Origin of the sequence: Pseudothauera lacus (genome assembly GCF_003034845.1) — a bacterium.
In the GTDB taxonomy this organism is placed as follows: Bacteria; Pseudomonadota; Gammaproteobacteria; order Burkholderiales; family Rhodocyclaceae; genus Pseudothauera; species Pseudothauera lacus.
Genome location: NZ_PZKC01000005.1, coordinates 247,001 through 272,516, shown reverse-complemented (window position 1 = coordinate 272,516; position 25,516 = coordinate 247,001). Strand labels below are relative to the sequence as shown.

Sequence of the window (25,516 nt, the reverse complement as noted above, 5' to 3'; positions counted from 1 at the left end):
CGACGCCGCACCATGTACGAGCAGCACTTCGGCCTGCGCGAAGCCCCCTTCCTGCTGACCCCGGACACCGCCTTCTTCTACGCCGCACGGGCGCACCAGGAGGCGCTCAACGTGCTGCTGGTGGCGCTCGCCGGCGGCGAGGGCTTCATCAAGATCACCGGCGAGGTCGGTACCGGCAAGACCTTGCTGTGCCGCAAGCTGCTCGCCAGCCTGGGCCCCGAGTACGTCAGTGCCTGGCTGCCCAACCCCCTGCTCGAACCCGACACCCTGCTCTCCGCGCTCGCCGAGGAACTCGGCACCAGCGCGCCGCGCGCGCTGGGTCAGCACCTGCAGCTCAAGCTCCTCAACGACCGCCTCATCGCGCTGGCCAGCGAAGGGCGGCGGGTGGTGGTGTGCCTGGACGAAGCGCAGGCCATGCCCGACCACACCCTCGAGGCCCTGCGCCTGCTCAGCAACCTGGAGAGCGAGAAGCGCAAGCTGATGACGGTAGTGCTGTTCGGCCAACCCGAACTCGACCAGCGCCTCACCGCCCATCACCTGCGCCAGCTGCGCAGCCGCATCGGCTTCAGCTACCGCCTCGCCCCCCTCGACACCACCCAGCTGTGCGACTACGTCGCCCACCGCCTCGCGCACGCCGGCAGCACGCGCCCGGCGACGCTGTTCGGACGCCGCGCACTGCGCTGCCTGCACCGCGGCAGCCGCGGCGTGCCGCGGCTGATCAACGTCCTCGCCCACAAGGCCCTGCTTGCCGCCTTCGGCGAAGGCGCCCAGGCGGTTGACACCCGCCACGTGCTGCGCGCCGTCGCCGACACCGAGGGCGCCACCATGCCCGCCCGTTTCGGCCTGCTGCGCCTGTCCACCCTCATTGCTCCGAGCAGCCCATGAGCCTGATCAACGACGTCCTGCGCGACATGGACCGCCGCCAGGCCCGCCCCCATGGACTATCCACCCTGGTCGACGACACCGTCACCGTGCCACCGCTGCACCCGCGGCGCTGGCCGCCGAGCTGGGCGCTGCTGCTTGGCGTCGGCCTCGCCCTCGGCGTCCTCGGCGGCTACCTGCTGTACGGCCAGCAACGCGCCGCCGGGCACGACCAGCGCGCCGTCGACGCAATGATCCGGACACCCGCCGCCGAGCCGGCAGCGGCCAGCGCTGCGCTGATTGCCCCCCCCGCTGCGCCGACGCCGGAGGCGGCAGCGCACACGCCCGCAGCCTCGCCCTCCTCGCCCATGGCAGAGGACGCGCAGATACCGTCGGCGGAGGCCGCGGAGGCACCGTCGGCGGAGGCCGCGGAGGCACCGTCGGCGGAGGCCACGGCGCCCCCGGCGGCAAACCCTGCGCCGGTGACCACTGCCGCCCCGCCGGCGACAGCACCCGCACGCCAGGTCTTCATCGCCCCCGGCAAGCGCGTCAACCTGCGTGCCGCGCCCAGCCTCGACAGCACCGTGCTGCACGTCATCAGCGCACGCAGCGACCTGCTGCTGGTCGACAGCCATCCGCACTTCCTCCAGATCCGCACCGCCGACGGCACCACCGGCTGGGTCAGCCGCGACTTCGCCGCGCTCGAACCCTATGCCGCCGCCCCCACGGAAGCCGCTCCTCCCGAGCTCGCCACTCAAGCCACTGCGCCGCCGCCGGCACCCGCGAACCCCGCGACCGCCCCCGCTGCACGCGCCGCCGGCGAGCAGCTCAACGCCCTGCGCGCGCTCGAACGCGGCGACAGCGCGGCGGCGGAGAGCGCCCTGCGCCGCGCGCTGGCCGCCGATCCCGGGCACAGCGAGGCCCTCAACACCCTCGCCGCGCTGCTGCTGCGCCAGCAACGCAGCGCCGAGCTGGAAGCCCTGCTCGCCGATCTCCTGCACGTCCCTCGCGCCGCCGTGCTGCACGCCCGCCTGCTCGCCGACCGCGGCGATGCCGCCGGCGCCCTGCGCAGCCTGGAGGGGGTCGGCGAGGACAGCCTCGACGGCGAAGCCCTCACCGTACTGGGCGCGCTGCGCCAGCGCGTCGGCCGCCATGCCGAAGCGGTCGCCGCCTACCGCAAGGCCATCGCACGCGGTCAGCGCGCCGCCACCACCTGGGCCGGGCTGGCGATCTCGCTCGAGGCGCTCGCCGAGCACGGCCCCGCGCGCAGCGCCTGGGAGCAGACCCTCGCCGCCACCCCGCTCGACCCCGCACTGGAGCGCCATGCGCGCAGCCGCCTGAGCGTGCTGCGTGGCACCGGAGACTGAGACGATGACCGAAGCCCCCGCCGCCGCCCCCGGCCGCAAGCGCATCCGCCTCGGCGACCTGCTGGTCGACAACGGCGTGATCACCCAGCAGCAGCTGGAGACCGCCCTCACCGAGCAGAAGAAGACCGGGGTGCGCCTCGGCCGCACGCTGGTAGACCTGGGCTACATCGACGACCAGGGCCTTCTCGACTTCCTCTCCCGTCAGCTCCAGGTACCTTATGTGGACCTGCGCCAGTACCAGTTCCGCCCGGAGCTGGTGCGCCGCCTGCCGGAAACCCTGTCACGACGCTTCCGCGCCATCGTGCTCGACGACCGCGGCGGCTTCCTGATCGGCATGGCCGACCCCACCGACATCTTTGCCCAGGACGAGATCGCCCGCATCCTGCAGCAGGGCATCAAGGTGGCGGTGGTGCGCGAAGCCGACCTGCTCGCCGCCTTCGACAACGTCTTCCGGCGCACCGACGAGATCTCCTCGATCGCCGAGGAACTCGGCGAGGAACTGGCCGAGACCGACTTCGACCTCGCCCGCCTCGCGGCCGGCACCGACGTCGCCGACGCCCCGGTGGTGCGCCTGCTGCAGACCCTGTTCGAGGACGCCGTGCAGGTCGGCGCCTCCGACATCCACATCGAGCCCGACGAAGCGGTGCTGCGCATCCGCCAGCGCATCGACGGCGTGCTCCAGGAGCAGGTGATGAAGGAGCGCCGCATCGCCTCGGCGCTGGTCTCGCGCCTGAAACTGATGGGGGGTCTCAACATCTCCGAACGGCGCCTGCCGCAGGACGGCCGCTTCAACATCCGCGTGCGCGATCGCAGCGTGGACGTGCGCCTGTCCACCATGCCGACCATTCACGGTGAATCGGTGGTGATGCGCCTGCTCGACCAATCGCAGGGCATCCTCGGCCTCGACCATGTCGGCATGCCGGCGGACATGGTGCGCCGCCTGCGCCGCGCCATCCGCAAGCCCCACGGCATGGTGCTGGTCACCGGCCCCACCGGCAGCGGCAAGACCTCGACCTTGTACTCCGCCCTCGCCGAGCTCAACGAGCCGGGCAAGAAGATCATCACCATCGAGGACCCGGTCGAATACCGCCTGCCGCGCATCAACCAGGTGCAGGTGAACTTCAAGATCAACCTCAGCTTTGCCGGCGTGCTGCGCACCGCGCTGCGCCAGGACCCCGACATCATCCTGATCGGCGAGATGCGCGACCAGGAGACCGCCGAGATCGGCCTGCGCGCGGCAATGACCGGCCACCTCGTGCTGTCCACCCTGCACACCAACGACGCCGTCAGCACCGCCAACCGCCTCATCGACATGGGCGCGCCCGGCTACCTCGTCGCCACCTCGCTGGAAGCCGTGCTCGCCCAGCGCCTGGTGCGCCGCGTCTGCCCCAACTGTGCCGAACCGCACACCCCCGACGCCCACGAACTGGCCTGGCTGCGCACCATGCCGGAACTGCAGGTGGGTACCGCCGCCAACGGCTTCCGCCACGGCAGCGGTTGCATGCAGTGCAACAACACCGGCTACAAGGGCCGCGTCGGCGTGTTCGAGTTCCTCGACATCGACGAGCCGCTCGCCGACGCCCTGCGCCGTGGCGACGTCAGCAGCTTCCACCGCCTGGTGCGCGAACGCCCGGGCTTCCGCACCCTGGCGCAGAACGCCCTCGACCTCGCCGCGCGCGGCATCACCTCGCTGGAAGAGGTCGTGCGCATGGGCGGCGAAGTGGAACTGGAGGCACTCGCCAGCCTCGACTACGCCGGCCAGCAGATCCCCGTATGAGCGCCGTCACTGATACACCGCGATGAAGACCTACAGCTACCGCGCCCGCGACGCCGCCGGCACCCTGCGCGAAGGTAGGGTGAGTGCCGACTCTGCGCAGGCCGCGGCCAGCCAGCTTGCCGACAGTGGCGTGATTCCGCTGCAGGTCGATGAGGTGCAGGGCGGCAGCGCCGGCAGCGGCATCGACCTTGCTGCCCTCTTCGAACGCCGCATCAGCCTCGACGACCTGATCCTCTTCAGCCGCCAGATGTACAGCATCACCAAGGCCGGCGTCCCCATCATCCAGGGCCTCATGCGGCTCGCCGAATCCACCCCCAACCCGCGCTTTGCCGCTATCCTCAAGGAAATCGGCCGCGACCTCGAAGGCGGGCGCGACATCTCCAGCGCCTTCGCGCGCCACATCGACGTCTTCGGCACGCTCTACATCAGCATCCTGCGCGTCGGCGAGATGACCGGGCAGATCGACCGCGCCTTTCAGAGCATGTACGACTACCTGCAGCGCGACAAGGTGGTCATCGACCGCGTCAAGGCGGCGATGCGCTATCCCACCTTCGTCATCGTCGCCATCGGCATTGCCATCGGCGTGCTCACCGTGCTGGTCATTCCCGCCTTTGCCGGGGTCTTTGCCAGCACCAACATGGAACTGCCGCTGCCCACCCGCATCCTGCTGGCAATCTCCACCTTCGCCAGCGCTTACTGGCCCCTCATCCTCGTCGGTCTGGCGCTGGCGGTGTTCGCCTTCCGGCGCTGGACCGCCACCGACAGCGGCCGTCTGTGGTGGGACCGCGCCAAGCTGCGCATCCCCAAGGTCGGCGACGTGCTGTTGCGCGCCACCCTGGCGCGTTTCACCCGCGCCATGGGCGTCGCGCTGAGCGCCGGGGTGCCCATCACCCAGGCGCTGGTCGGCGTGGCGCGGGCCAGCGGCAACGCCCACATCGCCGACAAGATCCTCGCCATGCGCGCCGGCGTAGAGCGCGGCGACTCCCTGCTGCGCACCGCCGCACAGGCGCAGGTGTTCACCCCGGTAGTGCTGCAGATGATCGCCGTCGGCGAAGAAACCGGCCAGCTCGACGTGATGATGCTGGAAGTCGCCGACTTCTACGACCGCGAGGTCGAGTACGACATCGCCAACCTCAGCGCCATCATCGAACCTCTGCTCACCGTGGTGGTCGGCATCATGGTGCTGGTACTCGCCCTCGGCGTCTTCCTGCCGATGTGGGACCTCACCCAGCTGGCCAGCCGCCGATGAAACGCCAAGCCCGTCACAACGTGACCCACTTCACGCCCGGCAGCCTCGCGGTGCCGGGCTATACTCAGCCAAAAGCACTATCCACCGGAGGGTTTTCCGCCATGCCACAGCGCCAACACCAACAAGGTTTCACGCTCATCGAACTGGTCATCGTCATCGTCATCCTGGGCATCCTTGCCGCGGTGGCGATTCCCAAGTTCATCTCGCTGCAGCGCGAGGCCCGCATCGCCGTGGTGGACTCCTACTACACCGCGGTGAAGTCGGGCTCCAACGTCGTCTTCGCCAAGATGGCCGCCGCCGGCCTGCACACCAGCGCCGCGGCCTGCGTGAACCTGGAGACCAACGCCACCGGCACCTCCGCCACCGCCGCTGCCTGCAACCCCGCGGCCACCCGCGTCAGCACCGTCTACGGCTATCCCCAGGCCACCGCCGCCAACCTGCGCCCGCTGTTCGACGACCTGCCCAGCCGGTGGACCTACAGCGGCGGTACCGCGCAGCTCGACGGCATCCCCACCTGCAGCGTGGCCTACACCGCGCCCAGCGCCGCCGGCGGCCGTCCCACCATCACCCGCGACACCAGCGGCTGCTGAGACTTCCTGACTTCCTGCACGGAGAAACAAGCATGAAACAGCAACAAGGCTTCACCCTCATCGAACTGGTCATCGTCATCGTCATTCTTGGCATTCTGGCGGCGGTGGCGGTGCCGAAGTTTGTCGATCTAGGCAGAGACGCTGGAAACGCTGCGGCGCAGGGAATAGCTGGCGCAGTTGGTTCAGGCTCGTCAATCAACTACGCCACCAGTCGCATTCCAGGGAAAGTTGCGGGCACCGATTTCGTCGCAATCGCAGGCGGGACGACATGTACCGCGGCGATCAACGGCCTCATCGACCCCGATGTCGATGCCGCGAAGTTCACCGTTTCTGGCGGCCCCATTCCCGTAACCAGCCGCGGACAATCAACTAATACCTGCAAGATCGCATCCACCGAATCCGGAGCGGCCACTTATGATGTAATTATCATTCCGACAGCAGACTAAACAGACGTGCGCTGCCCGGAAGAGCTGAAGCGGAACACGGTACGGCGGTCCTGCATGCCAGAGCGCCGTACCGAAACACGCTGCGCCTCATCCGGACGGCTTGCTGACCGCGGGCGGGGGCGATGCTCCCGCCCGCGTGGCTTCACCCTCATCGAGCTCGTCCTCGTCATCGTCCTCCTCGGCATCCTCGCCGTAGTCGCCATACCTCGTCTGGATACCGGCGGCTTCGACGAGTACGGCTATACCGAGGAGGCAGTCGCCGCGCTGCGCTATGCGCGGCAGGTCGCTGTCGCCCGCAACACGACGGTGAGCGCGGTTTTCGGCGGCGGCGCCTACCGCATCTGCACCGCTGCAGCTTGCCCGGCGAGCGGCGGCGCCTATCTGCTCAACCCCGGCAGCGGCCGCCCGTGGGACGGATCGGCCAGGGGGCGGGGAGAAGCGCCAACCGGGGTCACCGTGGGCAGCGCCACGCTGTCCTTCGATGGCCTCGGCCGCCCGAGCGCCGGCACGACCGTCGCCATCGGTTCGCGCAGCATCAACGTGGAAGCAGAAACCGGCCATGTGCGCTGAGCATCGCCCTTGCCGCGGCTTCACGCTTATCGAACTCATCGTCGTCATCGTCGTGCTGTCGGCAGGACTGGTCGGCATCCTCGCTGCCTTCAACAACACCGTGTCCAGAAGTGCCGACCCGATGCTCCAGCAGCAGGCCATCGCGCTCGCCGAAGGCTACCTCGAAGAGATCATGGGCATGCGCTGTCCTGGCGTGAGCGCGGGCGGCACAGCACGCGGAGAATGGGCTTTCGTCGCCGATTACGACGGTGTGGACGACCAGCCGCCGGTGGACGTGAGCGGTGCTGAACTGGCCGGGCTGAGCGGCTACCGCGTGCAGGTGACGGTGGCCGGTGACACGCTCGCCGGAGTGCCGGGCTGCCGCATCACCGTGCTCGTCAACGGCGACGGCGCTAGCAGCGAACTCATCGGCTTCCGTGCCGAGGACTGAGCAGGGCGCCGCCGTGAAGCATCGCAACCTCACAACAGCCGCGACTCAGAGAGCCTTTACGCTGGTCGAACTGGTGGTGGTGATCATCATCCTCGGCATCCTTGGCGGGCTCTCCGCGGGCATACTGCTGCAGCCCTTCCGAGCCTTCGAAGACCAGGCACGCCGCGCCGAACTCGTTGCGGAGGCAGATCTGGCGCTCACCCGCATGGTCCGCGAGCTGCGCATGGCGCTGCCCAACAGCGTGCGGATTGCCGGTGGCGGAAGCTATCTGGAGTTCATCCCCACCACCGATGGCGGACGCTACCGCGCCCTGCCCGATCCGGCCGACCCCGCGTCCGATCCGCTGGATTTTGCCGCCGCCGACAGCAGCTTCGACGTCCTCGGCGGACTCGCGGCGGGCGCGGCACCCGGAGACCAACTGGTAATTTACAACGCCACCGCCAGCGGACCAGCCGCCAACGCCTACATCGGCGACAATCGCGCGCCGATCGCGGCGTTCGCAGGCGGAACGATGAGCCTGAGCACCGCCAGGCTCTTCCCTTTCCCCTCACTCGGCGCCCAGCGCTTCGACGTAGTGCCCGCCAGCGGGCCGGTGAGCTACTTCTGTGCTGACGGCCAGTTGCGGCGCCACACCGGCTACGGCTTCAGTCCGGCACAACCCGCCGGCTTTGGCAGCAGCGATGGGGCCCTGCTTGCCGACCGCGTAAGTCTGTGTCAGTTCACTTACCAGCCCGGCGACCACGTGCGCAACGGCCTCGTCACCCTGCGCCTGGGGCTGACCGCCGAGGGCGAGTCCATCAACCTGCTTTATCAGGCCCAGGTGGTTAACGCCCCATGAAGCAGCAGCGCGGTTTCTCCATTATCGCCGTGGTGTTTATCATGGTCGTACTGTCCGGCCTCGGTGCTGTCATCATACAGTTGGGCGCCACCCAGCACCTCGGCACGCTGATGGCACAGGAGGGTCGCCAGGCTTGGTACGCCACGCGGGCCGGAGTGGAGTGGGGACGGCATCGGGCAGCAAGCGGCCTGCCCTGTTCCGGAACGCTGAGCTTCGCCGGGTTCGACGTTGACGTAAGCTGCAATGGCAGCAGCGTGACCGAGGGCGGCGAACAACTGAACGTTATACGCGTCACCAGCGTGGCCACGGCGACAAGCGCCTCGCCAGCAGGGGCTGCGACACGGGAAGCGACAATGACCCTGTGGATCTCGCCATGACCGGACAGCTCATCACACCAGCTTCTTCCTGCCTCGGACGCGGCATCATCGCGGTGCTGCTGACCTTGTGCACCGTACTTCCGGCGCATGCTGCCAACTTCGGGTTGAACGGCAGCCCCGGCAACCCCGGCAACTACCCCACCTGCAGCGGCGGCAGTTGGTCCGCTTCGGGCAGCACTCGCACCTGCAGCGGCAGCATCACCCTCTCCGCCGGGGACAGCATCGTGCCGAATTCGGAGCTCACGCTGATTGTCTTCGGTGGCATCACGCTTCAGGGTAACAATACCTTGGGCAGCGCAACCGACAGGCTCGACGTCCAGACCCGCTGGGGGGCCATCCAGGCCAACGGCACCGGCAACACCTTGTACGGCAACCTGTCCTCGACCAGCTCGGGCGCCATCAACCTGAACGGAACGAACCTGACCGGCACCATCTTGACCAACGGCTCGTCCAACCTGACCGATAGCACGGTAAGCGGCACCGTGAATGCCCGTTCCGGCGTTACCGCCCGCGACACCGAGATTGGTGGCGACATCACCGCGAACAGCGGCGAGATCCGGCTCAGCGGCGGCCGCGTGAGCGGCGACGTGGAATCGGCCTGCTGCCGGGTTTATGCCACCGACACCGACATCAGCGGTAGCATCACTGCAAACAACGGCCGCATCACTCTGGTCGGCGGCACGGTGATTGGCAACGTGCATTCAAACTGCTGCGCAGTTATTGCCACCAATACCGACATCACCGGCAACGTCAGCAGCAACGGCAGCCCGGTCTCGATTTCGGGCGGCACGATCCTGGGCAACATTACCGCCAGCAGCAACACGATCACCCTGACCACCAACACCACCGTTGTCGGCAACGTTACCGCCGGTGGCTGGAACGGCAGCCTGAGTATCGACGGCAGCAGCCGGGTCATCGGCATCTGCACACCTGACCACCCGCGCTGCAACGCTTCCGCACTACCCCCGCCCGTGGCAGCCTACGCAATGGATGAAGCGGTGTGGAGTGGCGCAACCGGAGAAGTCGTCGACGGCAGCGGCAATGCCCGCCATGGCACGGCGATCGACGGCGCAGCGACTACCGCACCGGGAGCGATCTGCCGGGCAGGGCGCTTCGATGGCGGCAGCCACGTCCAGGTGGACAATCTCTCCTCCGTGCTTTCCGGCACCGCCAGCCTGAGTTTCTGGATCAGGACCACCCAGACCGGTGACGACACCAACTGGCGAGCGCCCGGGGTGAGCGGCGTGGAGCAGGCAGGCGGCACCAACGACATCTTCTGGGGATGGCTGGACGCCTCCGGACGGATCGGCATCTCCAAAGGCAACGACGACAACGCCAGATCGACCGTCGCCATCAACGACGGCCAGTGGCACCACATCGTCCTCACCCGCAACGCCTCTTCGGGCGCGTACACCATCTATATCGACGGCAGTCTGAACCGCAGCGGCACCACCGGCTCAGGGGCAGTCACCACCCCCTTCTCGAGCATCGGCCGGATCGAAAACACCAATGCCAGCGCAGCCGCCGCCTATCTGGTTGGCGATGTCGATGAAGTGCTGATCTTCGACAGCGTCCTTGACGCCGGCCAGGTCGCCGACATTCATGCCAAGCAGTCTGCCGGAAAGAACCTGGACGGCTCCGAACGCCTATGCCCACCCGCCTTCCAGTGCGTCTCCGACAACTTCGCTCGCAGCGAAGTCGGCGACGACTGGGCGGTAACCAACCGCAGCGGCAGCTTCGGCAATCCGCGCATCGTCGATGGGCGCCTGCGCCTGACCGACAACACCGCCAACGTCGCCACCGCGGCAACCTTCCAGCGCGTCTTCCCTTCGGCCGGCAATCTCGTCACCCTCGAGTTCGACTTCCATGCCTACGGTGGCAGCGGCGCCGACGGCATCGCCGTGGTGCTCTCGGACGCGGCCCAGACGCCGGCCCCCGGGGGGTACGGCGGCTCGCTGGGCTATGCCAACCGCAGCGGGGTGAGTGGTTTTGCGGGCGGCTGGATCGGCGTCGCGCTCGACACCTACGGCAACTATTCCAACCCCACCGAGGGGCGCAACGGCGGCCCCGGAAGACGGCAGAACTCCGTGGCAATGCGCGGCTCGGGCAGTGGCCAGACGGGCTACGCCTACATCGCCGGCACCGCCACGCTGTCACCGACCCTGCGCACCACCGCCGGCCAGCGCTACCGCATCACCATCGACAGCCAGACCGCCGGGCAATCCTGGGTGACCGTCGAGCGCGATACCGGCAGCGGTTTCCAGACCCTCATCGGCCCGGTCAATGTGCTGGCGAGCGCAGGTCAGGCGGCGGTGCCGGAGAACCTCCTGCTCACCCTCACCGGCTCCACCGGCGGCAGCAACGACAACCACGAGATTGACAACCTTGATGTCTGCGCACTGCGCATGGAGCCCCTGCAGAACCCGATCAACCATTTCCGCATCGTCCACGACGGCAGCGGACTGACCTGCGCACCGGAGTCGGTGACCATCCAGGCCTGCGCCAACAATGCCTGCAGCGCGCTCTATGCCGGCAGTGTCGACCTCACCCTGCAGCCAGCCAACACCTCCTCCCAGTACTGGCTCGGCGGCAGCAACAGCAAGACCTTCAGCGGCGGCAGCGCGGTATTCCAGCTACGCCGCAATACCGCGGGTACGGCGACCCTGGGCATCGCCACCAGCATCCCCACCGCGGCGAACGTCACGCGCTGCTTCCGCAACGGCGTGGAGGGCAACTGCACACTGCAGTTCAATGCCAGCGGACTGGTATTCGACATCCCCACGCTGATCGCCAACCGCCCGCAGGGCGAGATCGTGATTTCTGCCCGGCGCACCGATCCGGCCAATCCGGAAACATGTGCCCCGGCGCTGACCGGAGCGCGCACCGTAGGCTTCCGCTCGCAGTATGCCGACCCGGCCACGGGCAGCGCGCGCGTCCACGTCGATGGCAGTGCGATCAGCAATACCGCCACGTGGACCAACCTGACGCTGGACTTCGACGCCAACGCCGATGCACGCATCAGCGTACGCTATGCCGACGCCGGCCTGATGACCCTGCTGGCGCGCTACCAGGGCAGCGCCGCCAACGAGGACAGCGGCCTGACCCTCAATGGCAGCGACGACTTCGTCGTCAAGCCCGCCGGTTTCTGCATCGACAGCAGCGCAGCGGGCGCCCACTGCCTTGCCGGCGACCATACCTGCCCCGCTTTCGCCCGCGCCGGCGCCCTCTTCCCGCTGGGCATCCGCGCCGTGGCCTGGGAGGTCGACGGCGATGGCGACCTGTGCACCGGCAACGCCACCACCCCCAACTACCGCCAGGGGGGTATCGTCCTGGGCAGCGAAGTGGTCGCCCCACTTGCCGGCCAGCCCGGCAGCACCGGCGTGAATGCGCTCGACCTGGTGGCCGCCGACGGCGGCGAGCGCAACCTGCAGCAATCGGTCTCCGAAGTCGGCGTGTTCCGCTTCACCGCCACTCCGCCGGCGGGCGCCTATTTTGGCGAGACGGTGGCGGGCGGACACTCCTTGCCGATCGGGCGCTTCATCCCCGCCCGTCTGGCGGCAAGCGCCAACACCCCGGTGCTGGAGAATGCCTGCAACGCCAGCTTCACCTATCTCGGCAGCCCCTTCGGCTATCTGGTCGCGCCGCAGCTTACCGTCAGCGGACTCAACATCGCCGGCGGCGTGACCCTCAACTATGCCGGCCCGTTCTGGCGCCTGCCTGCAGCCCTGGGCGGGCGCAGCCACGGCAACGCCGCAGCCACCGCCGCCACGCTCGCCGAGGATGACGCGGGCACGGTGGCCTGGAGCGGCACCGAGATCTACGACGGCAGCGCCGTAGCCAGCCTCACCAATGTGCAACTGCGCTACGGCAAGCCGGCCACTCCGCTGGCGCCCTTCGCCGCCAGCGTGGATCTCGACATCCCCGCCGCCGCGCTCACCGACAGTGACGGCGCGTGCTACGACGCCAACGGCGACGGTGCCTGCGACGCCCTGCGCATCGGCGCCATAGCTGGCACCGAATTGCGCTGGGGGCGGCTGGCGGTGGACAACGCCCACCAGCACCTGGAGACGCAACCGGTCAACGTCGTCGTACGCGCCGAACACTACGACGGCAGCCGCTTCGTCACCAACGCGGACGACAACTGCAGCGCCCTCGGCGCCCCCGCCCACCTGCGCCTGGACAACAACCAGCAAAACGGGCGCGTCGACGGCAGCATCGCCGTCGGCAACGGCAGCACCACGGCCAGCGGCTTCGGCACCTTCGCCGCCGGTGTGCTGCAACTGCAGTTCAGCGCCCCCGGTGCCGGCAACCCCGGCTTCGTCGATCTCACCCCACAGCTCAACGCTGCGGGGATGAGCTGGCTAGGCGCCCCCGACACCCCACGCGGGCGCGCCACCTGGGGCCTCTACCGCGGCAACCCGAGCGTCATCCGCATGCGCGAGGTGTGGCGCTGAAAACCTCACCCCGGCAAGCTTTTTGGGCATAATCTGGCCAGCCAAACGGGGAGAAGAACGATGCGACGCGTGGTGTTCAATCAGAAGGGCGGAGTGGGCAAGTCCACCATAACCTGCAACCTCGCGGCCATCGGCGCGCACAAGGGGCTGCGCACGCTGGTGGTGGACCTCGATCCGCAGGGCAATTCCACCCAGTACCTGCTCGGTGCCGACGGTGCCGACCAGGACACCACACTGGCCGACTTCTTCGACCAGACGCTGAACTTCAAGCTCAACCCCAAGGCCACCGAGGAGTTCATCGTCGCCTCGCCCTTCGACAGGCTCCACGTCATGCCCTCGCACCCGCAACTGGAGGAGCTGCAGGGCAAGCTCGAATCGCGCTACAAGATCTACAAGCTGCGCGACGCCCTCGACGAGCTCGCCGAAGACTACGACTGCGTGTGGATCGACACCCCGCCGGCGTTGAACTTCTACACCCGTTCGGCGCTGATCGCTGCCAATGCCTGCCTGATCCCCTTCGATTGCGACGACTTTTCACGCCGCGCACTGTATGCGCTGCTGGAAAACGTCGAGGAGATCAAGGCCGACCACAACCGCGAACTGGCCGTTGAAGGCATCGTGGTGAACCAGTTCCAGCCGCGCGCCAGCCTGCCGCGCAAGGTCGTCGATGAGCTGATTGCCGAAGGCCTGCCGGTACTGGCGCCCTACCTGTCGGCATCGGTGAAGATCAAGGAATCCCACGAGCAGGCCAGGCCGATGATCCACCTCGACCCGCGCCACAAGCTGGCGCAGGAGTTCGTCGACCTGCACGACAGTCTGGCGCGCAAGTACGGCACCTGAATCCCGCCCAGCGACAGGGCTCAGGCGCAGGCTTCGAGCTTCGCCACGCCGAGCAGCAGCCACTTGATGCCGGCATCGCCGAAATTGATCTGCACGCGCGCATCCGAACCGCTGCCTTCGGCGGCGATGATCACCCCGGTGCCGAAACGTGCGTGCCTGACCAGCTGGCCGACACGCAGGCCGCCCGGCAAGGCCTGTGCTGCCGCCGGTTGCGCTCGCGGGGCGAAGGCGCCGCGCGGAGGCTCGTAATAGCCCCCTCCAGGGCCGCCGCGAGGCTTCGGCGGCGTCAGCCAGCGCGCGAGGGGCGCGGGAATCTCTTCAAGGAAGCGTGAGCGCAGGTTGCAGCGCGTCTGCCCGTGCAGCATGCGGCTCTGCGCAAAGGACAGGTACAGGCGTTGGCGCGCGCGCGTCACCGCCACATACATCAGCCGGCGCTCCTCTTCCAGCCCCTCGGACTCCAGGATGCTGTTCTCGTGCGGGAAAAGGCCTTCTTCCAGGCCGGAGACAAAGACCGCGTCGAACTCCAGACCCTTGGCGGCATGCACGGTCATCAACTGCACTGCGTCCATGCCCTGGTCGGCCTGGTGTTCGCCGGCCTCCAGCGAGGCATGGGCAAGAAAATCCGCCAGCAGGGCGTGATCGGCGGCCAGCGCCTCGGCCCCGGCCTGCGCCTCGGCAGTGAAATTGGCCGCCGCGGCAATCAGCTCGTCGAGGTTTTCCAGGCGCTCGCGCCCTTCTTTCTCGCTCTTGTAGTGGTCGCGCAGGGTGGAGCGGTCGAGCACGTGATCGACCAGTTCGGGCAGCGGCAGGCGCGCCGTCTCCCGGCGCAATTCCTCAATCAGGCGGACGAACTGGGCAAGCACGGTGCCGGGTTTGCCGCCGAGATGGGGCACGGTGGCATACAGGCTGGTGCTCCAGGTGCGCGCGGCGTCCTGCAAGGCCTCGATGGAGCGCGCACCGATGCCGCGGGTGGGGAAGTTCACCACCCGCGCAAAGGCGGTGTCGTCGTCGGGGTTGGCGATCAGGCGCAGGTAGGCGAGCGCGTGCTTGATCTCCTGGCGTTCGAAGAAGCGCAGGCCGCCATACACGCGATAGGGAATGCCCGCCGAGAACAGCGCGTGCTCCAGCACCCGTGACTGCGCGTTGGAGCGGTACAGCAGGGCGATGTCGGCACGCAGCGCGCCGTCGCGCACCAGCTGCTGGATTTCGTCGACGACCCAGCGCGCCTCGTCGCTATCGGAGAATGCCTCGAAGATCCGGATCGGCTCGCCGGCACCGGCTTCCGTCCACAGGTTCTTGCCCAACCGGGCACTGTTGTTGCGGATGATGGCGTTGGCGGCATCGAGGATGTTGCCGTGCGAGCGGTAGTTCTGCTCCAGGCGGATCACGCCGGTGACCTGGAACTCGCGTTCGAAATCGCGCATGTTGCCGACCTCGGCGCCGCGGAAGCGGTAGATCGACTGGTCATCGTCGCCGACGCAGAACAGGCAGGCCGGCGGTTCGCCACCGGCGAGCAGCTTCAGCCAGCGGTACTGCAGGCGGTTGGTATCCTGGAACTCATCGACCAGGATGTGGCGGAAACGGCGCTGGTAGTGGCGTCGCACCGGCTCGTTGCGCTCAAGGAGCTCGAAGGTGCGCAGCAGCAACTCCGCAAAATCCACAACAGACTCGCGCTGGCATTGTGTTTCATACTCCTGATAGAGCTCCACCCGGCGGCGGCTGTAGTCGTCCCAGACGTCGACGGCAGCGGGGCGCAGTCCAGCTTCCTTCTGCGCGTTGATGAAGTGCTGCAGTTCGCGCGGGGGGAACTTCTCGTCATCGACGTTGAGTGCCTTGAGCAGTCGCTTGATGGCGGCGAGCTGGTCCGCGGAGTCGAGGATCTGGAACAGCTGCGGCAGTCCGGCATCGCGGTGATGGGCACGCAGCAGGCGGTTGCAGAGGCCGTGGAAGGTGCCGATCCACATCCCGCGGGTGTTGATCGGCAGCAGCGCACCGAGGCGCGCATGCATCTCCTTGGCGGCCTTGTTGGTGAAGGTCACCGCGAGGATCGCCGCCGGGTCGCACTGGCCGGTGCTGAGCAGCCAGGCGATGCGGGTGGTGAGTACGCGGGTCTTGCCGGAGCCGGCGCCGGCGAGGATCAGCGCGTGCTGGGGCGGCAGGGTGACAGCCTGCAGTTGTTCGGTATTGAGTTTGGCGAGCAGGTCGGACATGGGCATTCCTTGGATGCACGCATTCTACCTCCTGCACACGCCCCCGCCCGCAAGCACGCCAGAGCGGCCGCAACTTCCAGACGGAGGCGTATTGTTGCGTCGCAACAACACGCAACAAATCGAGCTTGCAAAGGCCGTTTTGATGGATTAACTTTAAGTTGTGCACAGCAACAGAGAACCCTGCATGAATCTTGCCCGCAGGCTGTTGCAAGGAATCGGCTGACGTGCCCACAAGGCCGGAAAGCCCGTTGAAGAGGCCCCATCGGGCCCACAGGAGAACCGCCATGAAGACCCCCAAACTGCTACCGTGGTATGCCCGCAAGGCGGGTGTTTCCGAAGAACGCGCCACCGTGCTGTGGCGCAAGGCCGTCCGCGAAGCCACCGCCGAAACCGGCTGGGTGGGCAACGCCGAATACTGGGGCGCAGCCATGGATCATTTCCTGGCGCTCCTCGAAGCCGAACGCGACACCCTCTGTGCGCCGCGCGTGACCCCGCTGGTGCGCAGCCAGAACCGCATGTGGCGCCTGCCGCTGCTGGCCATGGAAGATGTCTTTACCGCCATCTCGGCAAACTGGCAGCGCAACCTCGACACTTTCCGCAAGGCCGCCTGAGGCGCCCTTGCGCGCCGGAAGCCCTCCGGCACACCGTCTCCCTCCTCTCCTTCATTGGAGTTCGGCATCCGGCGCAATCCGGGTGCCGTTTTTTTGCCCGCGCCCACCCCGACGCGCACGGCAGCACTCTCCGACTGGTGAATCAATCCGCCGCGCGGCTGGCGCTCGCGACGATTCCTTCACAAGCCCTGAGTGCGCCTTCGCGCTATACTCGCGTGTTCTCAACGTCAAGCCCCGAAGCCCCGCCCATGCAGGAAAAATACCAGCCCGCCGAGCTCGAATCCGCCGCCCAGCAGCACTGGGAGCGCACCCAGGCCTTTCGCGCCGTCGAGGATGCCGGCCGCCCGAAGTACTACTGCCTGTCGATGTTCCCCTACCCCTCGGGCAAACTGCACATGGGCCATGTGCGCAACTACACCATCGGTGACGTGCTGGCGCGCTTTCACCGCATGAAGGGCTGCAACGTGCTGCAGCCGATGGGCTGGGACGCCTTCGGCATGCCGGCAGAAAACGCCGCGATCCAGAACAACGTGCCGCCGGCGCAGTGGACCTACGCCAACATCGAGTACATGAAGGGGCAGCTCAAGCGCCTCGGCTTCGGCATCGACTGGTCGCGCGAACTCGCCACCTGCACGCCCGAGTACTACCGTTGGGAGCAGTGGCTGTTCACCCGCCTGTACGAGAAGGGCCTCATCTACAAGCGTCTGGGCACGGTGAACTGGGACCCCGTGGATGAGACCGTGCTCGCCAACGAGCAGGTCATCGACGGCCGCGGCTGGCGCTCCGGTGCGCTGGTGGAGAAGCGCGAGATCCCCATGTACTACATGAAGATCACCGCCTACGCCGACGAACTGCTGTCCGCGCTCGACGAGCTGCCGAACTGGCCCGAGCAGGTCAAGCTGATGCAGAAGAACTGGATCGGGCGCTCCGAGGGCGTGGAGATCAGCTTCCCCTTCGATGTCGACAGCATCGGCCACGAAGGCGCACTGAAGGTGTTCACCACCCGCGCCGATACGCTGATGGGCGCGACTTATGTCGCCGTGGCCGCCGAACACCCGCTCGCCACTCAAGCCGCCACCGGCAACCCGGCACTCGCCGGGTTCATCGAGGAATGCAAGCGCGGCGGCGTCGCCGAGGCCGACATCGCGACGATGGAAAAGAAGGGCATGGCCACCGGCCTCAAGGTGCGTCACCCGCTCACCGACGAGGCGCTCGAAGTCTGGGTCGCCAACTACGTGCTGATGGGCTACGGCGAAGGCGCGGTGATGGCGGTGCCGGCCCACGACGAACGCGACTTCGCCTTCGCCACCAAGTACGAACTGCCGATCCGCATGGTGGTCGGCGCGGAGGCCTACACCGACACCGTCGCCCCCTGGCAGGACGCCTACGCCGAATACGGCCGCCTGGTGAATTCCGGCAAGTATGACGGCCTCGACTTCCAGGGCGCGGTCGATGCCATCGCTGCGGACCTCTCCGCAAAGGGTCTGGGCGCCAAGCGTGTGCAGTACCGCCTGCGCGACTGGGGCATCTCGCGCCAGCGCTACTGGGGTTGCCCGATCCCGATGATCCATTGCGCCGACTGCGGCGACGTGCCGGTACCGGACGAACAGTTGCCGGTGGTGCTGCCCGAGAACGTCGAGGTCACCGGGCGCGGTTCACCACTCGCCAAGATGGCTTCGTTCTACGAGTGCACCTGCCCGAAGTGCGGCAAGCCGGCGAAGCGCGAAACCGACACCATGGACACCTTCGTCGAATCGTCGTGGTACTTCCTGCGCTACGCCTGCAGCGACAACACCACCGCGATGGTCGATGAGCGGGTGGATTACTGGGCGCCGGTCGATCAGTACATCGGCGGCATCGAACACGCCATCCTGCATCTGCTCTACTCGCGCTTCTTCACCCGGGCGATGCGCGACTGCGGCCTGGTGAAGGCCTCCGAACCCTTCAACGCCCTGCTCACCCAGGGCATGGTGGTGGCCGAGACCTACTACCGCGAGCTCGACGGCGGCAAGAAGCAGTGGATCAACCCGGCCGACGTCGTCGTCGAGCGTGACGAGCGCGGCCGCATCGTCGCCGCCAGGCTGGGATCCGACGGCCTGCCGGTGGTCATCGGCGGCACCGAGAAGATGTCGAAGTCGAAGAACAACGGTGTCGATCCGCAGTCGCTGGTTGACCAGTATGGCGCCGACACCGCGCGCCTGTTCATCATCTTCGCCGCCCCGCCCGACCAGCAGCTCGAATGGTCCGATTCCGGCGTCGAGGGCGCCTCGCGCTTCCTGCGCCGGGTATGGAACTACGGCCACGCTTTTGCCAGCGAGACGCGCGCCGCGCTGCCGGCCGAGCGCGCGCTCGCCGCCAACGCGCTGCCCGCGGCGGCGGCCGACGTGCGCCGCGAGATCCATACCCACCTCAAGCAGGCCAGCTACGACTTCGGCAAGCACCAGTTCAACACCGTGGTGTCGGCGGCGATGAAGATCCTCAATGCGCTCGAGAAGGCGCACAAGGAACTGGCCGCCGCGGCCCCCGGCGCCCACGCCGAAGTCGCCGAGGAAGGCTTCTCCATCCTGCTGCGCCTGCTCTCGCCGATCACCCCGCACATCTGCCACGCCCTCTGGCAGGAATGCGGTTTCGGCGCCGACATCCTCGCGGCGAGCTGGCCCGAGGTCAGCGCCGCGGCGCTGGAGCAGGACGAAGTGGAGCTGATGCTGCAGGTCAACGGCAAGCTGCGTGGCAGCATCAAGGTCGCCGCCGATGCCGCGCGCGCCGACATCGAGGCCCTCGCACTGGCCTCCGAGGCGGCGCAGAAGTTCATGGAAGGGCGCGCGGCGAAGAAGGTCGTCGTGGTACCCGGCCGTCTGGTCAATATCGTCGCCTGAGGTCAGCCATGCATACACCCTCCCGTCGCCGCCTGCTGCTCGCCGGCGCCGCCCTCAGCGCCGGAGCCCTGCTCGGCGGCTGCGGCTTTCGCCTGCGCGGCCCACAGGCGCTGGCCTTCTCCACCATCCACCTCGGCGTCAGCCCGGTGACCGGCTTCGGCGCCCAGCTCGCCCGGCAGATTGCCGCCAGCGGCACCACCACGGTGGTCACCAACCCCGCGCAGGCCGACGTGCAGCTGCAGATCCTCGAAAACCGCAGCGGTCGCGAAATCCTCAGCCTCACCGGGGCCGGCAAGGTACGCGAATACCAGCTCACCCGCGAGCTCGGCTTCCAGCTCCTCGACCGCAGCGGAGAACCCCTGATTCCGCCGACCATGCTGCGCACACAGCGCGAGTACACCTTCCAGGATGACCGCATCCTCGCCAAGGAGCAGGAAGAGGCGCTGCTCGAACGCGACATGGAGAAGGAGCTGGTTGAACAGCTGATGCGCCGTCTGGCCGCCGTACGGATGTGAACCTGCGCCCGGAGCAGCTCGCCGCCCAGCTCGAACGCCCGCTCGCGCCACTGTGGGTGGTGCACGGCAACGAGCCGCTGCTGGTGCTCGAAGCCACCGACGCGATCCGCGCCGCGGCCCGCCGCCAGGGTTTCGACGAGCGCGAGACGCTGGTGGTCGGCCAGGGTTTCCGCTGGGACAGCCTGTTGATGGCTGCCGGCAACCTGTCGCTGTTCGGCGGCAGCAAGCTGATCGACCTGCGCATCCCTTCCGGCAAACCCGGACGTGACGGCGGTGACGCCTTGCAGCGCTATGCCGCGGCACTGCCCGGCGGGGTGGTGACCCTGATCACCCTGCCCGAACTCGACTGGCAGGCGCGCAAGGCTGCCTGGTTTACCGCACTGGGCGCACAGGCGACGGTGATCGAGGCCAACGCCCCCGAACGCGCCCAACTGCCGGCGTGGATCGCCGCGCGGCTGCGCAGCCAGGGGCTGGATGCCGATGCCGAAGCCCTTGCCTTCATCGCCGACCACGTCGAAGGCAACCTGCTCGCCGCACACCAGGAAATCCGCAAGCTCGCGCTTCTCCACGGCGAGGGCCGCCTCAACCTCGCCCAGGTCCAGGACGCCGTACTCAACGTCGCCCGTTACGACATCGACAAGCTCCGCCAGGCCGTCCTCGAAGGCGACCCGGCGCGCTGCGCGCGCCTGCTCGACGGCCTTGCCGGCGAGGGCGCGGCACCACCGCTGGTGCTGTGGGCACTGGCAAACGAGATCCGCACCCTTGCCACCGTGAAGGGCGGCCAGGACAGCGGCCAGCCGCTGCCCGCGCTGCTGAAGGCCGAGCGCGTCTTCGACGAACGCCGCAAGCAGGCCATCAGCCGCGCCCTGCCCCGTCTCTCCAGCGCCGCACTGCGCGCCGCCCTGCTCCACGCCGCACGCATCGACCGCATCATCAAGGGGCTGGCCGCCGGCGACGTGTGGGACGAGTTCCTCCAGCTCAGCCTGCGCCTGGCAGCCGCGGGGGTGCAGCAGAAGGCGAATCGATGCTCTAATTGAGCCTTTCGACGCCCGTCACCGGACCGCCAAGATGGACATCCAGCACTACATGCACACCCTCGGCCGCCAGGCCCGCGCCGCTTCGCGGCAGCTGGCCGCGGCCTCCACCGCCGCCAAGGACGCCGCCCTGCTGGCGATGGCGGCGGAGATCCGCGCCCGCCGTGACGAATTGCTCGCCGCCAATGCCCGCGACCTCGACGAAGCCCGCGCTGCCGGCCTCGACGCCGCGCTGCTCGACCGCCTCACCCTCAGCGACAAGGGCGTCGAAGCCATGGCCGCGGGCCTCGAACAGATCGCTGCCCTCGCCGACCCGGTGGGCGAGATCAGCAACGTCAAGCGCCGCCCCTCGGGCATCCAGGTCGGCCACATGCGCGTACCGCTGGGGGTCATCGGCATCATCTACGAAGCCCGCCCAAACGTTACTGCCGACGCCGCGGCGCTGTGCCTGAAGTCCGGCAACGCCGCCATCCTGCGCGGCGGCAAGGAGGCCCTGCACTGCAACCAGGCCATCGCCGCCTGCGTGCGCGCCGGGCTCGCTGCCGCCGGCCTGCCCGAACATGCGGTGCAGGTGGTGGACACCACCGACCGCGCCGCAGTGGGCGAACTGATCGCCATGCCCGAGTTCGTCGATGTCATCGTGCCACGCGGCGGCAAGGGCCTCATCGAACGCATTTCCCGCGACGCGCGCGTGCCGGTGATCAAGCACCTCGACGGCAACTGCCACGTCTATGTCGACGACGAGGCCGATCCCGCCAAGGTGGTGCCCATCGTCGAGAACGCCAAGACGCAGCGCTACGGCACCTGCAACACCGCCGAGTCGCTGCTGGTGTCGCGCACCGTCGCCGACCTGTGCCTCCCGGCAATCGGCCACATGCTCGCCGCCAAGGGCGTCGAGATGCGCTGCTGCGCGGAGGCGCTGGCCCTGCTGCGCGAGGCCGGCGTCGCTGCCGAACGGCTGCGCGAGGCAGTCGACGCCGACTGGCGCGAGGAATACCTCGCGCCCATCATCGCGGTGAAGGTGGTCGACGGGCTCGACGAGGCCATTGCCCACATCAACGGCTACAGCTCCGGCCACACCGAGGCCATCATCACCGAAAACTACAGCAGCGCGATGCGCTTCCTGCGCGAGGTCGACTCGGCCTCGGTGATGGTCAACGCCTCGACCCGTTTCGCCGACGGCTTCGAGTACGGCCTGGGTGCGGAGATCGGCATTTCCACCGACAAGATCCACGCCCGCGGCCCGGTCGGCCTGGAAGGGCTGACCAGCCAGAAGTGGGTCGTCTTCGGCAACGGCGAGATCCGGCGCTGAGATCCGCCGCGCGCGCCTGTCGATGAGCGCCGCCGACCAGACCCTGCCCGCGGGCGAGATCGCCGAGCTCGATGCCTTTGGCGACGCGATGTGGCTGGAACACGGCCTCGCCCGCAACACCCTGGCCGGCTACCGCAGCGACCTCGCCCTCTTCGCGCGCTGGCTGCAGCGCCGCGGCACCACCCTGCGCGCTGCCCACGGCAGCGATCTGGCCGCCTACCTGGCCGAATTCAGCACCCGCTCCCGTCCCGCCAGCCAGCGCCGTCTGCTGTCGGCATGGCGGCGCTTCTACCGCCACCTGATCGCCCAGGGACAACTCGCCGAAGACCCCACCCGCCTGCTCGATTCGCCCCTGCCCGGGCAACGCTTCCCGCGCACCCTCTCCGAGCGCCAGGTGGAAGACCTGCTTGCCGCCCCCGACCCCGGCACCGCCCAGGGGCTGCGCGACCGCGCCATGCTGGAACTGCTTTACGCCACCGGCCTGCGGGTCTCCGAACTGGTCGGCCTGCAGGGCTTCAACGTCAGCCTCGGCGAAGGCGTGCTGAAGGTGATGGGCAAGGGCAGCAAGGAACGCCTGGTGCCGCTCGGCGAAGTCGCCGCCGACTGGCTCGCTGCCTACGTGCGCGACGCCCGCCCGCAACTGCTCGGCGGACGGCTCAGCGACGATCTATTCGTCAGCCGCTTCGGCAGCGCCATGAGCCGGCAGATGTTCTGGCGCATCGTCAAGAACCATGCGGCAAGCGCCGGCATTCCGGGTACACGCATCTCCCCCCACACCCTGCGCCACGCCTTCGCCACCCACCTCATTAATCATGGCGCCGACCTGCGCGTGGTGCAGATGCTGCTCGGCCATGCCGACATTTCCACCACCCAGGTGTATACCCACGTCGCCCGCGAGCGCCTCAAGGCCCTGCACGCCCGCCATCACCCGCGCGCCTGAGCAGCGGGTCCGCGACAGCCGGAGAATCAACATGAGCAAGCACGACGCACACGCCCCGGAAACCCCCGCCACCCGCTTCCTGCGCCAGCACGGCGTGGCCTTCTCGGCCCACCCATACGACTACGAGGAGCACGGCGGCACACGGGTTTCGGCGCGCGAGCTGAACGTGGCCGAACACGCGGTGATCAAGACCCTGGTGATGGAAGACGAACACGCTGCGCCCCTCATCGTGCTGATGCACGGCGACCGCAAGGTGTCCACCAAGGAGCTGGCCCGTCAGGCCGGACGCAAGCGCATCGAACCCTGCGCCCCGGAAATCGCCAACCGTCACAGCGGCTACCTGATCGGCGGCACCTCGCCGTTCGGTACGCGCAAACGCATGCCGGTATTCATCGAGAAGACCATCCTCGACATGCCGCTGGTCTACATCAACGGCGGCAGGCGCGGTTTTCTTGTCGGCGTTCACCCGCACGACATCCTGCGCGTACTGCAGCCGCAGTTGGTTCAGGTCGGGCAGTGAATCAGCTTTTTACCCTGCGCAGCAGTGCAGGGTAAAAAGCGCGCAAGATGTCGCAGAATTTCTCCGGAAATAACACAAAGGTTTTACTGCGTAAGAGTTTTTCCTGCACAATGGCGGGCATCACGCAAACTGGATGGATATGTTTCGGTGCGCGTGTCGATTCTCACCGCAATATGACCCGATCCGAATAAAGGAGAAATCATGGAACTGTCCAGCCTGTCGCTGACCGAATTGCGCCGCCTGCAGGCCAGGGTGGAAAACGAAATCCGCCGCCGCAGCGACTCCACGCGCAAGGACCTGCTCAAGAAGATGCAGCGCATGGCGGCCGACCAGGGCCTGTCGCTGGAAGAAGTCGTGGCTGCCGCAGCCGGCACCGAGAAGAAGCCCAAGGCTGCTGCCGCCAAGCCGCGCCGCGCCGCCAAGGCTGCAGGCAGCAAGGGCAGCCGCGTGGCGCCCAAGTACCGCCACCCGGAAGACGAAAAGGCCACCTGGACCGGCCGCGGCCGCAAGCCGCTGTGGGTGGAGAAATGGCTGGCCGAAGGCGGCGCCCTCGAAGCGCTGCTGATCAAGCAGGGCTGAGCAGAAAGAAAAATGACGGGCCTGCGGGCCCGTCATTTTTATTCTTGCGCGCGGCAAGCACCCTCAGCACTGCACGTCGGGCAATGAAACGCCGGCGCGGCCGCGCTGGATGAATACCCCGACCCGACGCACGCCTTTCATCACTCCGGTCTTGGCGATGCGGATCTTGACCCACGGCGCACCGAATTCCTCGAACAGCAGGCTGACGACGAACTCGCCGAGCGTTTCGATGAGATTGAAATGGCGCTCGGCAAGTTCGGCACGAATGCGTTCGATCACCTCGGCGTAATTGATCGTGTCGGCAATATCGTCATGCTCGGCGGCGGCATCCGGAACGCCGAAGGTGAGATTGAGTTCCACCGTCTGTGGCGCCGCCTTTTCGCGCGCATAGATGCCGACCCAGGCCTGCACGCGGAGCTCTTCGATAAATATGAAATCCATGGGCCTTCCCGATTAGAATCGCGCACATTGTAGCGCCAATGCCGATTTCTCCGGTTTCCTTCCACGGCCCCATCCGCCTCCGCCCATGAACCTCCTGCTCCTGCTCGCCGGCGCCTACCTGCTCGGCTCCGTTCCCTTCGCCATCGTCTCCAGCCGCCTGTTCGGCCTTGCCGATCCACGCGCCTACGGCTCGGGCAACCCCGGCGCCACCAACGTGCTGCGCAGCGGCAACAAGGCCGCCGCCGCCCTCACCCTGGTCGGCGACTGCCTGAAAGGCGCTGCCGCGGTGTGGATCGCCGCCGCCCTCGGCTTCAGCGCCGCAGAGGCGGCACTGGCCGGGCTGGCTGCTTTCTTCGGTCACGTGTTCTCGCTCTTCCTGCGCTTCAACGGCGGCAAGGGGGTCGCCACCGCCCTCGGCGTGCTCGCCGGCATCAACCCCTGGCTGGCCCTGCTGTGCCTGGCGGTCTGGCTGCTGACCGCGCTGCTCAGCCGCTACTCGTCGGCCGCGGCGCTGGCCGCCGCGCTGGTGTCACCGCTGGCAGGCTACTTCCTCGTCGGTGACGGCGTGGTGGTGGGCGTCCTGGCCGTCATGGCCGCAGTGCTGGTGTGGCGCCACGCCGCCAACATCCGCCGCCTGCTGGCCGGCACCGAGGGGCGTATCGGGCAGAAGTCCTGAGCG

The 25,516-nt window shown here is 67.8% G+C and carries 23 protein-coding genes; 21 read left to right on the top strand and 2 right to left on the bottom strand.

Annotated features, from left to right (window positions below; translation table 11 throughout):
- Window positions 1–12: 12 nt before the first annotated feature.
- The 12 genes from C8261_RS08435 (at window position 13) to C8261_RS08380 (ending at window position 13,799) form a co-directional block, all read left to right on the top strand.
- Entirely contained in the window at window positions 13–885 is an 873-nt protein-coding gene (locus C8261_RS08435) for an ExeA family protein (protein WP_107493226.1), read from the top strand.
- Window positions 882–2,228, top strand: coding sequence for an SH3 domain-containing protein (locus C8261_RS08430; protein WP_107493225.1), 1,347 nt, complete (start codon window positions 882–884; stop codon window positions 2,226–2,228). The genes C8261_RS08435 and C8261_RS08430 overlap by 4 nt, the downstream gene beginning before the upstream one ends.
- 4 nt (window positions 2,229–2,232) lie before the next feature.
- Window positions 2,233–4,005 carry a GspE/PulE family protein gene (locus tag C8261_RS08425; RefSeq protein ID WP_107493224.1) on the top strand — a complete coding sequence of 591 codons (1,773 nt, stop codon included), beginning with the start codon at window positions 2,233–2,235 and terminating at the stop codon, window positions 4,003–4,005.
- Window positions 4,006–4,027: 22 nt separating this feature from the next.
- Window positions 4,028–5,254 (top strand): type II secretion system F family protein, encoded by a 1,227-nt coding sequence (locus C8261_RS08420; RefSeq protein ID WP_107493223.1) that lies wholly within the window; start codon window positions 4,028–4,030, stop codon window positions 5,252–5,254.
- Between the two features lie 101 nt (window positions 5,255–5,355).
- Entirely contained in the window at window positions 5,356–5,844 is a 489-nt protein-coding gene (locus C8261_RS17810; RefSeq protein WP_181358888.1) for a type II secretion system protein, read from the top strand.
- Window positions 5,845–5,876: 32 nt separating this feature from the next.
- Window positions 5,877–6,290 (top strand): type II secretion system protein, encoded by a 414-nt coding sequence (locus C8261_RS17805; RefSeq protein WP_107493221.1) that lies wholly within the window; start codon window positions 5,877–5,879, stop codon window positions 6,288–6,290.
- A 54-nt stretch (window positions 6,291–6,344) separates the two neighbouring features.
- On the top strand, window positions 6,345–6,860 hold the full coding sequence (locus tag C8261_RS17600; protein ID WP_107493220.1) for a GspH/FimT family pseudopilin: 516 nt from the start codon (window positions 6,345–6,347) through the stop codon (window positions 6,858–6,860).
- Window positions 6,850–7,290 carry a type II secretion system protein gene (locus C8261_RS08400; protein ID WP_181358887.1) on the top strand — a complete coding sequence of 147 codons (441 nt, stop codon included), beginning with the start codon at window positions 6,850–6,852 and terminating at the stop codon, window positions 7,288–7,290. The genes C8261_RS17600 and C8261_RS08400 overlap by 11 nt, the downstream gene beginning before the upstream one ends.
- Before the next feature lie 13 nt (window positions 7,291–7,303).
- Window positions 7,304–8,128, top strand: coding sequence for a prepilin-type N-terminal cleavage/methylation domain-containing protein (locus C8261_RS08395; protein ID WP_107493218.1), 825 nt, complete (start codon window positions 7,304–7,306; stop codon window positions 8,126–8,128).
- Window positions 8,125–8,505: a hypothetical protein gene (locus tag C8261_RS08390; protein ID WP_107493217.1), complete on the top strand. Its 381-nt coding sequence runs from the start codon at window positions 8,125–8,127 to the stop codon at window positions 8,503–8,505. Before C8261_RS08395 ends, C8261_RS08390 begins: the two co-directional genes overlap by 4 nt.
- On the top strand, window positions 8,502–12,959 hold the full coding sequence (locus C8261_RS08385) for a DUF6701 domain-containing protein (protein ID WP_146161660.1): 4,458 nt from the start codon (window positions 8,502–8,504) through the stop codon (window positions 12,957–12,959). The genes C8261_RS08390 and C8261_RS08385 overlap by 4 nt, the downstream gene beginning before the upstream one ends.
- 60 nt (window positions 12,960–13,019) lie before the next feature.
- Entirely contained in the window at window positions 13,020–13,799 is a 780-nt protein-coding gene (locus C8261_RS08380; protein ID WP_107493215.1) for a ParA family protein, read from the top strand.
- A 20-nt stretch (window positions 13,800–13,819) separates the two neighbouring features.
- On the opposite strand, the gene C8261_RS08375 is transcribed toward C8261_RS08380, so the two are convergent.
- Window positions 13,820–16,009, bottom strand: coding sequence for a UvrD-helicase domain-containing protein (locus tag C8261_RS08375; RefSeq protein WP_107493214.1), 2,190 nt, complete (start codon window positions 16,007–16,009; stop codon window positions 13,820–13,822).
- 284 nt (window positions 16,010–16,293) lie between these two features.
- Between C8261_RS08375 and C8261_RS08370 the strand changes: the two genes are divergently transcribed.
- The 8 genes from C8261_RS08370 to C8261_RS08335 all read left to right on the top strand — a co-directional run bounded on the left by C8261_RS08370 (window position 16,294) and on the right by C8261_RS08335 (window position 24,396).
- Window positions 16,294–16,620, top strand: coding sequence for a hypothetical protein (locus tag C8261_RS08370; RefSeq protein ID WP_107493213.1), 327 nt, complete (start codon window positions 16,294–16,296; stop codon window positions 16,618–16,620).
- A 248-nt stretch (window positions 16,621–16,868) separates the two neighbouring features.
- A complete protein-coding gene (gene leuS / locus C8261_RS08365) occupies window positions 16,869–19,496 on the top strand; it encodes a leucine--tRNA ligase (RefSeq protein ID WP_107493212.1) in 2,628 nt (875 codons plus the stop codon).
- Window positions 19,497–19,504: 8 nt separating this feature from the next.
- Window positions 19,505–20,011, top strand: a complete 507-nt coding sequence (locus C8261_RS08360) for an LPS-assembly lipoprotein LptE (RefSeq protein ID WP_107493211.1) — start codon at window positions 19,505–19,507, stop codon at window positions 20,009–20,011.
- Window positions 20,008–21,048 carry a DNA polymerase III subunit delta gene (gene holA / locus C8261_RS08355; RefSeq protein WP_107493210.1) on the top strand — a complete coding sequence of 347 codons (1,041 nt, stop codon included), beginning with the start codon at window positions 20,008–20,010 and terminating at the stop codon, window positions 21,046–21,048. Before C8261_RS08360 ends, holA begins: the two co-directional genes overlap by 4 nt.
- 31 nt (window positions 21,049–21,079) lie before the next feature.
- A complete protein-coding gene (locus tag C8261_RS08350; protein ID WP_107493209.1) occupies window positions 21,080–22,357 on the top strand; it encodes a glutamate-5-semialdehyde dehydrogenase in 1,278 nt (425 codons plus the stop codon).
- 22 nt (window positions 22,358–22,379) lie between these two features.
- The gene (xerD, locus tag C8261_RS08345; protein ID WP_107493208.1) at window positions 22,380–23,297 is read left to right on the top strand and encodes a site-specific tyrosine recombinase XerD; all 918 of its coding nucleotides are present in this window, start codon (window positions 22,380–22,382) and stop codon (window positions 23,295–23,297) included.
- A 31-nt stretch (window positions 23,298–23,328) separates the two neighbouring features.
- Window positions 23,329–23,817: a Cys-tRNA(Pro) deacylase gene (gene ybaK / locus C8261_RS08340; protein WP_107493207.1), complete on the top strand. Its 489-nt coding sequence runs from the start codon at window positions 23,329–23,331 to the stop codon at window positions 23,815–23,817.
- A 201-nt stretch (window positions 23,818–24,018) separates the two neighbouring features.
- Window positions 24,019–24,396: an H-NS histone family protein gene (locus tag C8261_RS08335; protein ID WP_107493206.1), complete on the top strand. Its 378-nt coding sequence runs from the start codon at window positions 24,019–24,021 to the stop codon at window positions 24,394–24,396.
- A gap of 63 nt (window positions 24,397–24,459) precedes the next feature.
- Here C8261_RS08335 and C8261_RS08330 read toward each other — a convergent pair whose 3' ends face one another.
- A complete protein-coding gene (locus C8261_RS08330; RefSeq protein ID WP_107493205.1) occupies window positions 24,460–24,837 on the bottom strand; it encodes a dihydroneopterin aldolase in 378 nt (125 codons plus the stop codon).
- Window positions 24,838–24,922: 85 nt separating this feature from the next.
- Between C8261_RS08330 and plsY the strand changes: the two genes are divergently transcribed.
- Window positions 24,923–25,513 carry a glycerol-3-phosphate 1-O-acyltransferase PlsY gene (gene plsY / locus C8261_RS08325; protein WP_107493204.1) on the top strand — a complete coding sequence of 197 codons (591 nt, stop codon included), beginning with the start codon at window positions 24,923–24,925 and terminating at the stop codon, window positions 25,511–25,513.
- The last annotated feature ends 3 nt before the right edge of the window (window positions 25,514–25,516 follow it).

Coding starts and splice junctions, on each gene's coding strand:
- C8261_RS17805 (WP_107493221.1), top strand. CDS start 5,877: ATGAAACAGCAACAAGGCTTCACCCTCATCGAACTGGTCATCGTCATC.
- leuS (WP_107493212.1), top strand. CDS start 16,869: ATGCAGGAAAAATACCAGCCCGCCGAGCTCGAATCCGCCGCCCAGCAG.
- C8261_RS08430 (WP_107493225.1), top strand. CDS start 882: ATGAGCCTGATCAACGACGTCCTGCGCGACATGGACCGCCGCCAGGCC.
- C8261_RS08435 (WP_107493226.1), top strand. CDS start 13: ATGTACGAGCAGCACTTCGGCCTGCGCGAAGCCCCCTTCCTGCTGACC.
- C8261_RS08350 (WP_107493209.1), top strand. CDS start 21,080: ATGGACATCCAGCACTACATGCACACCCTCGGCCGCCAGGCCCGCGCC.
- C8261_RS08420 (WP_107493223.1), top strand. CDS start 4,028: ATGAAGACCTACAGCTACCGCGCCCGCGACGCCGCCGGCACCCTGCGC.
- ybaK (WP_107493207.1), top strand. CDS start 23,329: ATGAGCAAGCACGACGCACACGCCCCGGAAACCCCCGCCACCCGCTTC.
- C8261_RS08380 (WP_107493215.1), top strand. CDS start 13,020: ATGCGACGCGTGGTGTTCAATCAGAAGGGCGGAGTGGGCAAGTCCACC.
- C8261_RS08425 (WP_107493224.1), top strand. CDS start 2,233: ATGACCGAAGCCCCCGCCGCCGCCCCCGGCCGCAAGCGCATCCGCCTC.
- plsY (WP_107493204.1), top strand. CDS start 24,923: ATGAACCTCCTGCTCCTGCTCGCCGGCGCCTACCTGCTCGGCTCCGTT.
- C8261_RS17810 (WP_181358888.1), top strand. CDS start 5,356: ATGCCACAGCGCCAACACCAACAAGGTTTCACGCTCATCGAACTGGTC.
- xerD (WP_107493208.1), top strand. CDS start 22,380: ATGAGCGCCGCCGACCAGACCCTGCCCGCGGGCGAGATCGCCGAGCTC.
- C8261_RS08370 (WP_107493213.1), top strand. CDS start 16,294: ATGAAGACCCCCAAACTGCTACCGTGGTATGCCCGCAAGGCGGGTGTT.
- C8261_RS08385 (WP_146161660.1), top strand. CDS start 8,502: ATGACCGGACAGCTCATCACACCAGCTTCTTCCTGCCTCGGACGCGGC.
- C8261_RS17600 (WP_107493220.1), top strand. CDS start 6,345: ATGCCAGAGCGCCGTACCGAAACACGCTGCGCCTCATCCGGACGGCTT.
- C8261_RS08400 (WP_181358887.1), top strand. CDS start 6,850: ATGTGCGCTGAGCATCGCCCTTGCCGCGGCTTCACGCTTATCGAACTC.
- C8261_RS08360 (WP_107493211.1), top strand. CDS start 19,505: ATGCATACACCCTCCCGTCGCCGCCTGCTGCTCGCCGGCGCCGCCCTC.
- C8261_RS08390 (WP_107493217.1), top strand. CDS start 8,125: ATGAAGCAGCAGCGCGGTTTCTCCATTATCGCCGTGGTGTTTATCATG.
- C8261_RS08330 (WP_107493205.1), bottom strand. CDS start 24,837: ATGGATTTCATATTTATCGAAGAGCTCCGCGTGCAGGCCTGGGTCGGC.
- C8261_RS08375 (WP_107493214.1), bottom strand. CDS start 16,009: ATGTCCGACCTGCTCGCCAAACTCAATACCGAACAACTGCAGGCTGTC.
- C8261_RS08335 (WP_107493206.1), top strand. CDS start 24,019: ATGGAACTGTCCAGCCTGTCGCTGACCGAATTGCGCCGCCTGCAGGCC.